The organism is Rhodocyclus gracilis (assembly GCF_009617575.1).
GTDB classification, from domain to species: Bacteria; Pseudomonadota; Gammaproteobacteria; order Burkholderiales; family Rhodocyclaceae; genus Rhodocyclus; species Rhodocyclus gracilis.
The window spans coordinates 194186-208061 of the sequence record NZ_WIXJ01000004.1 but is presented as its reverse complement, the minus strand read 5'-3'; the positions used below and the strand labels follow the sequence as shown (position 1 = coordinate 208061).

Genomic DNA, 13876 nt, shown 5'->3' with positions numbered 1-13876 from the left:
TCCCCCATGGCGTTTGCTGATACCCCGAGCATGGCCGTCTTCTGCGACTTCGAAAACGTCGCCATCGGCGTACGTGACGCCAACTACGAGAAATTCGACATCAAGCCGGTGCTCGAACGTCTGCTCCTGAAGGGCGGCATCGTCGTCAAGAAGGCGTACTGCGACTGGGAGCGTTACAAGACCTTCAAAGCGACCATGCACGAGGCCAACTTCGAGCTGATCGAAATCCCGCACGTGCGTCAGTCGGGCAAGAACTCGGCCGACATCCGTATGGTCGTCGACGCGCTCGACCTCTGCTACACCAAGGCGCACGTCGACACCTTCGTCATCATCAGCGGCGACTCGGACTTCTCGCCGCTTGTCTCCAAACTGCGCGAGAACGCCAAGCGCGTCATCGGTGTCGGCGTCAAGCAGTCGTGTTCGGACCTGCTCATCTCCAATTGCGACGAGTTCATCTTCTACGACGATCTGGTGCGCGACAGCCAGCGCGCCGCCCGCCGCGAACGCGAGCCGGCCGCCAGCAAGCGTCCGTCCGAGGAAGACAAGCGCAAGAAGGAAGAGCTTGAAGCACGCAAGAGCAAGGCCATCGACCTCGCCGTCAGCACCTTCGACGCGCTCGTCGCCGAACGTGGCGACAGCGGCAAGATCTGGGCATCGCTGCTCAAGGAAGCGATCAAGCGGCGCAAGCCCGACTTCAACGAAACCTACTTCGGCTTCCGCGCCTTCGGCAACCTGCTCGAAGAAGCGCAATCGCGTGGTTTCTTCGTCGTTGGCCGCGACGAAAAATCGGGTACCTGGGTGCATCGGGGCACCCGCTCCGAAGCCTCGCTGGAGGCCGTGTCCTCTCCGGCGGGCATCCCTGCCGCATCGGTTTCCCCCTCGGCCGCCGCACCGGCCGCTCCCGACACGGCCGCTCCCACGGATGGCGATGGGGCGATCTCCGCGCCAGCGGCGGCGGGGGATGCCGCCGAGGCGCGCCCGGCACGCACGACGGGCACCCCCCGTGGGCGCGGCCGGGGCGGTCGCAGCACTGGCAGGGCTGTGTCACGGACTGAACGCGCCGGGGCGTCTCGCCCGGCGGCGGAGTCGGCTGACGAGCCAGCGCGTGAAACAGGTCGCGAAGGGGGGGGCGAGGTCGTCAGCGAAGTAGTGAGAGACACGGTGCGCGTCGAGTCGCATGAACGGGCGCAGGAGAACCGGCAAGGAGCGTCGCGCCAGACGGCGCGCGCTGGCGTACCGGAATCCGCTCCGGCAGAGGCGCGCGTTGCGGAGTCGGGCGCAGTGGCGGGCGCCAGGCCGACGTCTACCGTTCCGGCGGTTGCCTCGTCGGGGGCGGAGAATGCCGTCGCCGCTGCGTCCACTTCCGCCAATCCTGCCAGCCCCGTCAACCTCGCCGCTACCCCCTCCGCCGCCGAATTCTCGCCGTCTGACGATGCCGCTGCCGGCCGCTCAGCGCCGCGTTCCGGGCGGCGCGGGGGGCGGGGTCGGCGTGCGTCGGGGGCTGGCGAGAGCGTCAGTGCGCCGGCCGCCGAGGTGAGCGCCGCCGCGCCCGCTCCGTCGCAGCCTCCTGCCAATTCGCTTGCCGCCCTTCTGGTGGAGCGGGCGGCTGCGAGTACCGTGGCGTCGGCGGCCCCGACCGCGGGTTCCAGCGCGACGGGGGAAGCGAAGAAAAAAGCACCGGCACGCCCGCGTCGTCCGCGTGCGCCGAAGGTCGCGAAAGACGCCGCCTGATCGCGTCTTGCCTGCCGCGTCCGCCGCTCGCCGGGCGTGAGCGATAGGGGCGGATCGAAGCAGCCAAACGAAAAGGGGCTGAGTCAGCGCGACTCAGCCCCTTTTCTCGGTCCTTTCGCTGTTTTTTTCTTCGCCACTTTTTGGCATCGGCGCCGCCCGTTACGGCGCGCTGCTCAGGCGGCTGGGACGCGCCAGAAGCGTACGGCGAGCGCGGCACTGGCGGCCAGCGTGGCGAGCGCAGTGACGGCGAGCCAGCCCCAGTGCGCCAGTGCGGCGCTGCCGAGCGTTGCGCCGGCGGCCATGCCGACGAACATGCCGACGAAGAGCACGGCGTTGAGCCGGCTGCGCGCGCCCGGATCGATGCCGTAGACGATGGTCTGGTGTGCAATCAGCGCCGCCTGCACGCCGAGGTCGAAACCGATGGTGCCGACGGCGAGCAGCCAGAGCTGCGCGTGCGGCGTGAGGAGCGGGCTAGCGCACATCAGCGCGAAGGACAGCGCCGCCAGCCCGCTACCGAGGCGCGTCACCCATTCGGGGCCATGCCGGTCGGCGAGATGGCCGGCGACCGGGGCGGCCAGCGCGCCAACAGCGCCGGCGAGGCCAAAGGCGCCCGCGACGGCGGCGCCAAGGTGGAAGGGCTCGGCGTGCAGCATGACGGCGAGTGTCGACCAGAAGGCGCTGAAGCCCAGCGACAACAGCCCTTGCGCGAGCGCCGCGCGGCGCAGGGTGGCGTGGCGCTGAAAGAGGTCGAGCAGCGAAGCGAGCAGCGCGCGGTAGGCGAGCGTCGTCGTCGGCGCGATATGCGGCAGGGCGCGCCAGGTGGCGACGCCGATGCCACCGACGCCCAACGCGGCGATGACGAACATGGCGCGCCAGCCGAGCGCCTCGGCGATGACGCCGCTGATGACGCGCGAGAGCAGGATGCCGAGCAGCAGCCCGGTCATCACCGAGCCGACGACCTTGCCGCGCTGGCTGGGCGGCGCGAGCGTTGCCGCTGCCGGCACGATGTCTTGCGCCAGCGTCGCCGTCAGACCGATGGCGAGGCTCGCCGCCAGCAGTACGCCGAGCGAGGGAGCGGCCGCTGCCGCGAGCAGGGCGGCGACGAGCGCGATGGTTTTGACGAGGATGATGCGGCGCCGGTCATGGCGGTCGCCGAGTGGTGCCAGCAGCAGGATTCCCACTGCGTAGCCCAGTTGCGTCAGCGTCGGCACGTAGCCGATGTGCAGATCGCTGGCGCCGATGTCGGTGGCGAGGATGCCGAGCATCGGCTGGCTGTAGTAGAGCGAGGCAACCGCCAGCCCGGCGGCGACGGCGAGCAGCATGACGAGGCGCGACGACAGCGCGTGCGGTGTCGCGTCCGTGGCGGGCACTGTCGGCGCGGCAGCGGATGCGGGCCGATCATGCAGATTATGGATGGATGACATGCGACGATCTCCGGCGTGTTTCGACGGGGCGCAGTTTGGGCCGTGAGGTGCCTGTCGGGTAGTGCCGTCCGGCGCAGATCTGTTATACATTGAGCGCATGGCTAAACCCGTGATCGCCTCCGCGCTGCCCTTGCCGAGTTCATCGAATTCATCGAGCCCACCGCATTCGCCGAATTCACCCAGCGCGGCGACCTTGCCCGTCAGCGGCGACCGCATCGAGTTGATGCAGACCTTCGTGCGTATCGTCGAGGCGGGCAGTCTGTCGGCGGCAGCGGCGCAGTTGGGCACGACACAGCCGACCGTCAGCCGTCGTTTGCAGACGCTGGAACGCTCGCTCGGTGTGCGCCTGCTCAATCGCTCGACCCACGCCATGCGCCTGACCGACGACGGCGAACGCTGCTTCGAGCGCGCGCGCGAGTTGCTGGCGAACTGGGCGGCCTTCGAGTCGGACGTGCGCGGCGTCAGCGACGAGCCGGAGGGTGTGCTGCGCGTCGTCGCCCCGCACGCCTTCGGGCAGGAGCGGCTGGTCAGGCCGCTGGCGGAGTATTTGCGGCGCTATCCGCGCATGAGTGTCGAGTGGTTGCTGCACGACGATAGCGCCATCGAGGATTTCATCGCGGCCGGCATCGACTGCGCGATTCAGGTCGGCGAGGTGACGGATTCGTCGCTGGTGGCGATCAGGCTCGGCGAGGTGCCGCGCATCCTCGTCGCCGCGCCGTCGGTGCTGGCTGGCCGGCCATGCCCCGACGATACGGCGGATCTCGCCGATCTGCCCTGGCTGGCGCTGCGCACCTACTATCGCAAGGACATTCTGCTGCGCCATGTGCACAGCGGCGAGGAGCGGCGTATCGCCATTACCCCCCGGCTCAGCACCGACAGTCTCTACGCGCTACGCAGTGCGGCGCTGGAAGGACTGGGCGTCGCCGTCGGCTCGGCGTGGGTGCTGGCCGACGATCTGGCGGCCGGCCGCTTGCTGCACCTCACGCCACAATGGCGGGCGGCGCCGCTGCCGGTCTGCCTCGTCTATCCCTACGCGCGCTTTTACCCGGCGCGCCTGCGCCGCTTTGTCGAGGTGATGCGGCACGCCGTACCGGGAGTGGTCGTCGGCTAGCGGGACGGCGCTGGTGGGGTGAACCAGCGAAAAAGCCGCGCTGTTGCGCGGCTTTTTCGTCGGCGGCAGCGGCCGTCAGGCCGCCCTCAGGCGGGCTGCACGGGGATGCGGTGGCCGGTGCGGACGATGCGGTTGAGCGCGTCGACGTAGATCAGCTTGGGCGAGTGCTGCGCCAGTTCGGCCTCGTTGAAGGCGGCGAAGGTGGCGATGATGAGAATGTCGCCGGGCGCGGCGCGGCGGGCAGCCGAGCCGTTGACCGAGATGACGCCGGAACCGCGCTCGGCGCGAATGGCGTAGGTGGTGAAACGCTCGCCGTTATTGACGTTCCAGATGTCGATCTGCTCGTTTTCCAGAATGTCGGCGGCGTCGAGCAGGTCTTCGTCGATGGCGCACGATCCTTCGTAATGCAGGTCGGCGTGCGTGGTCGTCACGCGGTGCAGTTTCGACTTCAGCAGGGTGCGAATCATGGGGATTCCTCTCAGCGGGAGTTGCCGGGCACCCGCTATGTGCGGGCCGCCAGGACGCGGGCGGCGGCGGGTGTGTGTGCGGGTGTCTGTTCGTCCCCGGCAAGGAGGAGGGCGATTGTAGCCCCTCGTCGCTCTCTGTCAATGTTCGGCCGGGGCGCCTTGGGCACCCCGCCGGCATCAGAGTTCGATGTTATCGATCAGGCGCGTGTTGCCAAGGCGGCTGGCGGCGAGGATGACGAGTTCGCGTTCGCCTGTCGTCGGTACGGCGAGATCGGCGCGTCGCCGGATGGCGATGTAATCGCTCTTCCAGCCGGTGGCGTCGAGCGAGGCGATGGCCTCGCGTTCGAGTCCGGCGAAGTCGCTGGCGCCGCCGTGTATGGCGTCGCGCAGGGCGCAGAGCGTGCGGTAGAGCTGTGGCGCCTGTTGCCGCTCGGCGACCGACAGGTAACGGTTGCGCGACGACAGGGCGAGGCCGTCGCTATCGCGCAGGGTATCGACGCCGATGATCGGGAAGGGCAGCGCCAGCTGCCGGGCCATGCTGCGCAGGATGGCCAGTTGCTGGTAATCCTTCTTGCCGAAGAGGGCGACTTGCGGCTGCACGATGTTGAAGAGCTTGAGGACGACCGTCGCCACGCCACGGAAATGGCCGGGACGGAATTCGCCTTCGAGCTGGCTGGCGATGGCCGGCGGCTCGACGTGGAAGGTCTGCGCTTCGGGATAAAGCTCGTCTTCGGCGGGGGCGAAGACGACGCTGACGCCGGCGGCAGCCAGCCGCTCACAGTCGGCGGCGAGGGTGCGCGGGTAGCGGTCGAAGTCTTCGTTCGGCCCGAATTGCAGGCGGTTGACGAAGATGCTGGCGACGACGGTATCGGCGTGCGTGCGCGCCGCATTCATCAGCGAGATATGGCCGTCGTGCAGGGCGCCCATGGTGGGAACGAAGGCGGCGTGCTGGCCGGCGAGCGCGCTGCGCAGCGCGGAAATCGAGTGAACGAGTTGCATGGTGTGAGGACAGTCCGTGCGGGTGGGCGGGAAAGAACGGCGGCGGGCGAACGGTGCCAGCGGCACCCCTCGCCCCGCTGGCGCTCAGTAACAGTGTTCGGGGGCCGGGAAGCTGCCGTCGCGGACGGCGTTAACGTAGGCGGCGATACCGGCGGCGATGGACGATTGTCCCGCCATGAAGTTGCGCACGAAGCGGGCTTTGCGGCCGGGCGAAATATCGAGCGCGTCGTGCAGTACCAGCACCTGACCGGAACACTCGACGCTGGCACCGATGCCGATGGTCGGGATCGTCAGGCGCTGGGTGATCAGGGTGGCGAGTGCGGCGGGGATGGCTTCCAGCACGATCAGCGACGCGCCGGCGTCTTCTTGCGCCTGCGCGTCGGCGAGTACGCGTGCTGCGCCGTCTTCGTCGCGCCCCTGAATGCGATAGCCGCCGAACTGATGCACCGATTGCGGCGTCAGGCCGACGTGGGCGCAGACGGGGATGCCGCGGGCGCAGAGGAAACGCGTCGTCTCCGCCATGTCGACACCGCCTTCGATCTTCACCATCTGCGCGCCGGCGACCATCAGCGTGGCGGCGTTGCGGAAGGCTTGCTGCGGGCTTTCCTGAAAGCTGGCGAAGGGCAGGTCGGCGAGCACCAGCGGGCGGCGGCTGCCGCGCACCACGGCGCCGACGTGATAGGCGATATCGGCGACAGTCACCGGCAGCGTCGAGTCGTGGCCTTGCACGACCATGCCGAGCGAGTCGCCGATGAGCAGCGCGTCGACGTCGGCCGCGTCGCAGACGCCCGCGAGGCTGGCTTCGTAGCAGGTCAGCATGGCGATCTTGCGGCCTTCGGCGCGCATCCGACCAAGATCGAGGTGCGTCAGGCGCCGCCGCGGTGCGTCGGCAGCCAAATGAACGGACATGGGCTTACTCTCCCCGGTTGAAATACTCGCGTGCGCCGCGCATGGCTTCCAGACGCTCGACGAGTAGCACGAAGTCTTCTTCGCGGTCGACGAAGTTGAGGTTTTCCGAATTCACCACCATCACCGGTGCGGCGTCGTAGTGATGGAAGAACTGCGTGTAGCTCTCCGCCAGACGCGCCAGATAGCTGTCGCTGATCGACTGCTCCGCCTCCTTGCCGCGCCGGCGCACGCGCGCGACGAGGGTCTCCGGCCGTGCTTGCAGGTAGATCACCAGATCCGGCGCCGGCGGCGTGGGGGCAACGCGCTCGAAGACTTGTCGGTAGAGCGCGTACTCGTCGTCGGCAAGCGTCAGGCGCGCGAAGAGCGGGTCTTTCTCGATCAGATAATCGGCGATCACCTGCCGGCCAAAATCGTCGCTACGCACCAGATTGCGTTGTTGTTCGCAGCGCTGGAAGAGAAAGTGGAGCTGCGTGGCGAGCGCGTGCCGTTCCGGGGCGTCGTAAAAACGCGCGAGAAACGGGTTTTGCTCCGGCGCTTCGAGAACAACCCGGGCGTCCGTGAGCGTGGCCAGACGTTGCGCGAGGCTCGTCTTTCCGGCGCCGATCGGGCCTTCGACGACGATGTGGCGCAGCCTGGCAAGCGACGTTTTTTTCATGAGAGCGAAATAAATGAGACGGCGCCAAGGATACACAGAGCCGCCCACCGATAGTCAAGCGTGCGTGGCGGTCGTTGCCGGGGGGCGGGGAGAAGGATGTTCACGGATGGCGCGGCTACGCGTGGGATCAGGCGAGCTTTTCGATGCGCTGGCTGGCAACGGCGGGCAGCCAGGCGGCGGCTGTGCCGCGTCCGGGGATCTGGCAATCCGGCACGATTTCGAGCAGCGGCGCGATGACAAAGGCGCGCAGGTGCATGCGCGGATGCGGCAGCGTCAGCGCCTCGCTATCGATGCGCAGATCGTCGACGAGCAGGAGGTCGAGGTCGAGCGTGCGCGGCGCGTGGTGATAGTCACGGCGGCGGCCAAAGCGCAGCTCGGTGGCGAGCAGTGCCGCCAGCAGTGCTGAGGGCGGCAGGCGTGTTTGCAGCAGGGCGACGGCATTGATGTAGTCGGGCTGGCTCTCGTCGCCAACGTCAATCGGCGCGGTGCGATAGAGCGACGACAGGCGCACCAGGCGCGTCTCCGGCAGCGCACCGAGCTCGACGGCAGCGGCGCGCACTTGCGCTTCCGGCTGTACGAGATTGGCGCCGAGGGCGACGAGGGCTTGGCGAAAGGGTTGCGGATCGGTCATCGCGGAATCTGGATGGGGTTGGTGCTGATTCGGTGGGGCTGTGCGGAATCGAGGCTGAAATGCAGCTGAATCCAGGTGGGATCTTCGCAGAATCGGCAGAGGCTCGGGGTGGCGTGCTGGAATAGGGAGGGGAGCGGAGGGGCGGCACCTTGCTGCGCGGTCGATGCCAACGCGGCGCCGAGGCTGGCACGCGCCGGGCGCCGGGCGCCGGTGGCGCCGCGTTGGCGATGGTCTTAGTCGATGCTCGCGTTGCCCGGCACGGCGCTGCCCGTAGCGGCGTCGTTGCCGTTGCCCGAGGCCGGCTTGCGGCGCCGGCGGCGGCGCTTTTTGACGTCGTCGGCACGCGGTGCCTGCAGAAGTTGCGCGCGGTCGTCGCCGTCGGCGGCGAGGAAGCTTTCCCACCAGTCGACGAGTTCGCGGTCGATTTCACCGGATTCGCTGCGCAGCAGCAGGAAGTCCCAGGCGGCGCGGAAACGCGGGTGTTCCAGCAGCGCGAACGGCCGCTTGCCGGAGCGTTGCTCGAATCGCGGCTGCAAGCCCCAGATTTCCTTGATGTCGCCAGCGATACGCCGGGTGATGGCGAGTTTTTCGGATTGCGCGTCGAGCACTTCGTCCATGGCGACGAAGAGTGCCGGAATCGGTCGCTCGCCGGCGCTTTGCAGACGTTTCCAGTGCGCCAGGGTTTGCTGCCAGAGCAGCGTGGCGAAGAGGAAACTCGGCGAAATCGGCTTGCCTTCGCGAACGCGGCGGTCGGTGCTGTCGAGCGCCAGCATGACGAAACGCTCGCCGAGGGGCTGTTCGAGGATGACGTCGAGCAAGGGCAGGAGCCCCCGGTGCAGGCCTTCGGCGCGCAGTTGCGTGACGCAGCGCAGGGCGTGGCCGGAGGTCAGCAGCTTCAGCATTTCGTCGAAAAGCCGGGCGGGCGGCACGTTTTCGATGAGTGGCGTCAGTTCGCGGATCGGACGGCGCGCCGCCGGATCGATGGTCAGGCCGAGCTTCGCTGCCAGACGCACCGCACGCAGCATGCGCACCGGGTCTTCGCGGAAGCGCTGCGTCGGCTCACCGATCATGCGCAGGGTTTTTTGTTCGAGGTCGGCGACGCCGTGGTGGAAGTCGACGATGGTTTCGGCGACCGGGTCGTAGTACAGCGCGTTGACGGTGAAGTCGCGGCGCGCGGCGTCTTCGGCGTGCGTGCCGAAGACGTTGTCGCGCAGCACGCGACCGTGTTCGTCGGTCAGCGTGTTGCCATCGTGCGGGCCACGGAAGGTGGCGACCTCGATGGTCTCGGCGCCCATCAGCACATGCACGATCTGAAAGCGGCGGCCGATGATGCGCGAGCGACGAAAGCACTGCCGGACTTGTTCCGGCGTGGCGTTGGTGGCGACGTCAAAATCCTTGGGCGGAATGCCGGCAAGCAGATCGCGGACGGCGCCGCCAACGACGTAGGCCTTGTAGCCGGCCTGTTGCAGGCCTTCGACGGTGCGGCGGGCGCCGCTGCTCAGGCGATCGCGGTGGATGCCGTGGCGGGCCGCCGCAATCACGGCCGGGCCGTCACTTTCGGTGGCGACAGCGGGTGCGGCCTTGCGGCCCAGTACTCGATAGATAAGTTTGCGAATCATCCTCGTTCCGTTGCGGAATGCAGGTAGGCCGTCGGGCGGACGGCGTGTGTGTGGGGAGTCAGGGTAGGTGGGCGATCATCCGCGCAGGCTGAGGATCGGCCAGCCGGCGGCCGTTGCCGCTTCGCTCAGGCGGGCGTCGGGATCGACGGCGACCGGCGAGGTAACCCAGTTAAGCAGTGGCAGGTCGTTGTGCGAGTCACTGTAGAACCAGCTGCGACGGAAGCTGCCGCGCCACAGGCCAAGGGCTTCCAGCCAGTCCTCGACGCGGATGACCTTGCCTTCACGGAAGGACGGGCGGCCGCGCGGGCGGCCGATGAACTGGCCGTCGTCCTGTGCCGGGATGGTGGCGATCAGGTGTGGAATGCCCAGTTCGCGGGCGATGGGGCCGGTGACGAAGCTGTTGGTCGCGGTGACGATCGCGCAGAGGTCGCCGCGTTCGAGGTGTCGGCGAACCAGCGCGCGCGCTTTTTCGCCGATGATCGGCAGGATGCGCGTCTGCATGAATTCCGCGTGCCAGGCGTCGAGTTGCTCGCGGGGGTGACGCATCAGAGGCGCCAGCTGGAATTCGAGGAATTCGTAGATGTCGAGCGTGCCGTCGACGTACTGACGGTAGAACTCGTGGTTCATCCGTGAGTGCAGGTCGCTGTCGAGGACGCCCCGGCCGATGAGGAACTGCGCCCATTCGAAATCGCTGTCGCCAGCGAGCAGCGTGTGGTCGAGGTCGAACAGCGCCAGTTCGCGCCCGTCAGCGGCGGGGAGGTGGGGGAAGTCGGTCATCATGGGCGTGCGAGTGGTGACGTTGGTGACGTTGGGTGCGTAGATGCGAGTGGGAATGCGTGCGGGAATGGTGGGGGGGCGCGCAGGTGCGTGAGGGTGGGGCGATGTGGGGGGGCGGGAGCGCCGGATTGGCGTCGCGGCGATCAGGCCTCGACCCGCGCGTGCAGTACCTCGCGCAGCAGGGGGAGCGTGATCGGACGTTTGTGTTCCAGCGAATAACGATCAAGCGAGGCGAGGAGCGCCGACAGGCTGCGCATGTCGCGTGGCGCGCGTGCCAGAAGGTAAGTGAGCACTTCGGGCGGCAGTCGTACGCCACGGGCGGCGGCCTGCGTCGCCAGCGCGGCGATTTTTTCGGCGTCGGTCAGCGGCTGCAAACGGCAGATCAGCCCCGAGCCGAGGCGCGTCCGCAGGTCTTCGCGCAAGGTCAGTCGCAGTGGCGGTTCGGGCGCTGCGACGAGCAGGGCGCCACCGCTCGCGCGCAGGCGATTGAAGGCGTTGAAGAGGGCAATCTGGCCTGCCGCATCGAGCGCGGCGACGTTATCGACTGCCAGTTGCAGGCCGGCGCGGGTGTCGTCTTCGGCTAGTGTGGCCAGTGCCGGATCGGTGGTCGCGTCGATGTAGCGTACGCCAACCGCCCGCAGGAGGTGCGTCTTGCCGGCGCCGGCGTCGCCCCAGAGGAACAGGCAGGTTTCGCGCGGGGTCTGGGTTTGCCACTGGTGCAGGCAGGCGAGCGCTTCGCCGTTGCTGCCGGCGACAAAGTTGTCGAGGCTGGGCGCGGCGTCCGGCAGCAGGTCGAGAATCAGTTGACGCATCGGGGCGCAGGCGGCGGCGAAAAAGGCTTCGGAAGAAGGCTTCAGAAGGCGTTGTAAGGAAGTGCTGTCCGGTGCGCGCGGACCCGGAGGCGGCGCGGGGTGCGACGGGGCGTCGATTCGCCAGCGCGGTGCGACACGGCCGACGAGGTTCTCGATTGCGTTGCTGCCGTTCGGCGCGGTGCCGACATTTCGGCTAAAATCCGGGCTTTCCAGCGCGGCGGCTCTCCTGCCCGCCGCTTTTCAGTCGGGCGGCGTGTGCGGCGCATTCTACCACTCGACGGCCTTGCTCGGGACGCTTCCCCAGATGACTCAGGAATCTCTCTCCTATCGTGACGCCGGTGTCGATATCGACGCTGGTGATGAACTCGTTGAACGCATCAAGCCGCTGGCGAAAAAAACGCTGCGCGACGGCGTGCTCGCCGGTATCGGCGGTTTCGGTGCGCTGTTCGAAGTGCCCAAACGCTACCGCGAGCCGGTGCTGGTGTCCGGCACCGACGGCGTTGGCACCAAGCTGCGTCTGGCGTTCGAGCTGAATCGCCACGACACGGTGGGTATCGATCTTGTCGCCATGAGCGTCAACGATATTCTCGTGCAAGGCGCCGAGCCATTGTTTTTCCTCGACTATTTTGCCTGTGGGAAGCTCGATGTGGCGACTGCGGCCTCGGTGGTCGGCGGTATTGCCCGCGGCTGCGAGGACGCTGGCTGCGCGCTGATCGGTGGCGAAACCGCCGAAATGCCCGGCATGTACCCGGAAGGGGAATACGACCTCGCCGGCTTTGCTGTTGGCGTGGTGGAAAAGTCGGCGATCATCGGCGGCCGCGACATTGCTCCGGGTGACGTTGTACTCGGCTTGCCGTCGTCGGGCGCGCATTCCAACGGTTACTCGCTGGTGCGCAAGATCATTGCCCGCACGAAGCCCGATCTCGACGCGCCTTTCGACACTGTCGATGGACGCACGCGTTCGCTCGCCGACGCGGTGATGGCGCCGACGCGCATTTACGTGAAGCCGCTGCTGGCGCTGATGGCCGCGCTGCCGGTCAAGGGCATGGCGCACATTACTGGCGGCGGTCTGACGGAAAACGTGCCGCGCGTCCTGCCTGCTGCGGTCAAGGCTGTCATCGATGCGTCGAGCTGGCAACGTCCGGCGCTGTTTGACTGGCTGCAACGCGAAGGCAATGTCGCCGACGCCGAAATGCACCGCGTCTTCAACTGCGGTATCGGCATGGTGGTCGTGCTGGCACCGTCCGAGGTGGCTCGCGCACAGGAAGTGCTCGCCGCTGCCGGTCAGCCTTCGTTCGTCATCGGCCGCATCGAGGCACGGGCCGAGGGCGAGGCAGCAACCATCGTGCGCTGATCGTTGATGACAGCGCCGTCGGCACTTTGCGTGCGGCGGCGCGCTGCGCCCGGCGCCGGTTAGTCGTGCCGTTCCGGGAACGACGGCGTGAGGTTCTCGAAGAGTGCGCGGAAAGCGTCACGCACCTGCCGCTCGCTGCATCCCATCAGCAAGGCGTCGTCGAAGGCGTCTTGCGCCAGCTGCCGCAGTTCGACGAAGTTCTCGTTGAGCAGACGGATCTTCTCGACGCAGGCGACGGGCGAACCGTCGGGGCGTCGCCAGACTTTTGGCGGCGCGCCGGCGTCGTTGTTGTGCGTGCTCTCGTTCGCGGTGGCGGGAGTGTCGGCGGGGAGAGGGGCGTGTGTCATCGCGGAATCCTTTTGCGGAGTGCCCGCCTGCGGCGCTAGGGCCGTGGCGCGGCGATAGCCGTGTCGAGAAAATGCGCCACCCGTTCGCTGACGCGCGCCGTCAGGTCGGCGGCGAGGCAGTCGAAGGTTTCCGGGCGCAAGGTGTTGTTCATCCAGGTCAGTTGTCGTTTGGCCAGTTGTCGCGTCGCGGCGCAGCCGCGCGCGAGCAGTTCGTGGCGCGGGAAAAGTCCTTCCTGCGCTTCCCACACCTGACGGTAGCCGACGCAGCGCATCGATGGCAATTTGGCATCCAGCCGATAGCGTTCGCGCAACGAATCCAGTTCGTCTTCCAGACCGTCGTCGAGCATGGCGGCAAAGCGGGCGTTGATGCGCTCGGCCAGCACGCTGCGCTGTGACGGCAAGAGCCCGAGCGACAGGCAGGGGCTGGCAACGCCCGCCGGCCCGCCGGCGCTGGCGTCTGCCTCGGCCGCCAGCAGCGCCGACATCGATGTGCCGCTCAGTCGGCAGATTTCAAGTGCGCGCTGGATGCGTTGTGAGTCGTTTGGTGCCAAGCGGGCGGCGGTGGCCGGATCGAGTCTGGCAAGTTCGGCGTGCAGCGCCGGCCAGCCGCGGGCGGCCGCCTCGGCGTCGAGTTCGGCACGCACCGCCGGGTCGGCTGCCGGCAGTTCGGCGAGCCCTCCCGCCAGCGCGCGAAAGTAGAGCATGGTGCCGCCGACCAGTAGCGGTATGCGGCCGCGTGCGCCGATGTCGGCGATCATCGCGCGTGCGTCGGTGACAAAGCGGGCCGCCGAATAGGCTTCTTCGGGGCTGATGATGTCGACGAGGCGGTGGGGAAAGGCTTGCAGCGTCGCCGCGTCGGGCTTTGCCGTGCCAATGTTCATGTCGCGAAACACCAGCGCCGAGTCGACGCTGATGAGGTCGACGGGGAAGCGTTGCGCCAGCGCGAGGGCGAGCGCCGTCTTGCCGCTGGCGGTCGGCCCCATCAGGAGGATGAGCGGCGGCGCCGGGAGCGATTGTGTCGGGGCGGAGGACTGCGCAGG

At 67.8% G+C, this 13876-nt stretch carries 14 protein-coding genes; 3 read left to right on the top strand and 11 right to left on the bottom strand.

Going from position 1 to position 13876, the window contains the following annotated elements; genetic code table 11:
- Positions 1-6 precede the first annotated feature (6 nt).
- Positions 7-1731, top strand: coding sequence for an NYN domain-containing protein (locus GHK24_RS08160; protein WP_153471828.1), 1725 nt, complete (start codon positions 7-9; stop codon positions 1729-1731).
- Between the two features lie 173 nt (positions 1732-1904).
- On the opposite strand, the gene GHK24_RS08155 is transcribed toward GHK24_RS08160, so the two are convergent.
- Positions 1905-3155 (bottom strand): MFS transporter, encoded by a 1251-nt coding sequence (locus GHK24_RS08155; RefSeq protein ID WP_153471826.1) that lies wholly within the window; start codon positions 3153-3155, stop codon positions 1905-1907.
- Between the two features lie 97 nt (positions 3156-3252).
- Between GHK24_RS08155 and GHK24_RS08150 the strand changes: the two genes are divergently transcribed.
- Entirely contained in the window at positions 3253-4266 is a 1014-nt protein-coding gene (locus GHK24_RS08150) for a LysR family transcriptional regulator (RefSeq protein ID WP_153471824.1), read from the top strand.
- Between the two features lie 86 nt (positions 4267-4352).
- Here GHK24_RS08150 and panD read toward each other — a convergent pair whose 3' ends face one another.
- The 8 genes from panD to hda all read right to left on the bottom strand — a co-directional run bounded on the left by panD (position 4353) and on the right by hda (position 11135).
- Positions 4353-4733 carry an aspartate 1-decarboxylase gene (panD, locus tag GHK24_RS08145; protein ID WP_153471822.1) on the bottom strand — a complete coding sequence of 127 codons (381 nt, stop codon included), beginning with the start codon at positions 4731-4733 and terminating at the stop codon, positions 4353-4355.
- A gap of 177 nt (positions 4734-4910) precedes the next feature.
- Positions 4911-5732, bottom strand: coding sequence for a pantoate--beta-alanine ligase (gene panC, locus GHK24_RS08140; RefSeq protein ID WP_153471819.1), 822 nt, complete (start codon positions 5730-5732; stop codon positions 4911-4913).
- An 84-nt stretch (positions 5733-5816) separates the two neighbouring features.
- Positions 5817-6641: a 3-methyl-2-oxobutanoate hydroxymethyltransferase gene (gene panB / locus GHK24_RS08135; RefSeq protein ID WP_153471816.1), complete on the bottom strand. Its 825-nt coding sequence runs from the start codon at positions 6639-6641 to the stop codon at positions 5817-5819.
- A 4-nt stretch (positions 6642-6645) separates the two neighbouring features.
- Positions 6646-7296 (bottom strand): deoxynucleoside kinase, encoded by a 651-nt coding sequence (locus GHK24_RS08130; RefSeq protein ID WP_153471813.1) that lies wholly within the window; start codon positions 7294-7296, stop codon positions 6646-6648.
- 127 nt (positions 7297-7423) lie between these two features.
- A complete protein-coding gene (folK, locus tag GHK24_RS08125; RefSeq protein ID WP_153471810.1) occupies positions 7424-7927 on the bottom strand; it encodes a 2-amino-4-hydroxy-6-hydroxymethyldihydropteridine diphosphokinase in 504 nt (167 codons plus the stop codon).
- Positions 7928-8160: 233 nt separating this feature from the next.
- Positions 8161-9546 (bottom strand): polynucleotide adenylyltransferase PcnB, encoded by a 1386-nt coding sequence (pcnB, locus tag GHK24_RS08120; protein ID WP_153471807.1) that lies wholly within the window; start codon positions 9544-9546, stop codon positions 8161-8163.
- Between the two features lie 75 nt (positions 9547-9621).
- Positions 9622-10326: a histidinol-phosphatase gene (locus GHK24_RS08115; protein WP_228384607.1), complete on the bottom strand. Its 705-nt coding sequence runs from the start codon at positions 10324-10326 to the stop codon at positions 9622-9624.
- 140 nt (positions 10327-10466) lie between these two features.
- Entirely contained in the window at positions 10467-11135 is a 669-nt protein-coding gene (hda, locus tag GHK24_RS08110) for a DnaA regulatory inactivator Hda (RefSeq protein ID WP_153471804.1), read from the bottom strand.
- A 304-nt stretch (positions 11136-11439) separates the two neighbouring features.
- On the opposite strand from hda, the gene purM reads away from it, so the two are divergent.
- Positions 11440-12489 (top strand): phosphoribosylformylglycinamidine cyclo-ligase, encoded by a 1050-nt coding sequence (gene purM / locus GHK24_RS08105; protein WP_153471801.1) that lies wholly within the window; start codon positions 11440-11442, stop codon positions 12487-12489.
- Positions 12490-12548: 59 nt separating this feature from the next.
- Here the strand turns inward: purM and GHK24_RS08100 are convergent, their stop codons facing one another.
- Complete coding sequence (locus GHK24_RS08100; RefSeq protein WP_153471798.1) at positions 12549-12836, bottom strand: hypothetical protein; 288 nt, start codon at positions 12834-12836, stop codon at positions 12549-12551.
- Between the two features lie 35 nt (positions 12837-12871).
- The gene (gene miaA, locus GHK24_RS08095) at positions 12872-13819 is read right to left on the bottom strand and encodes a tRNA (adenosine(37)-N6)-dimethylallyltransferase MiaA (RefSeq protein WP_228384617.1); all 948 of its coding nucleotides are present in this window, start codon (positions 13817-13819) and stop codon (positions 12872-12874) included.
- Positions 13820-13876: the final 57 nt, after the last annotated feature.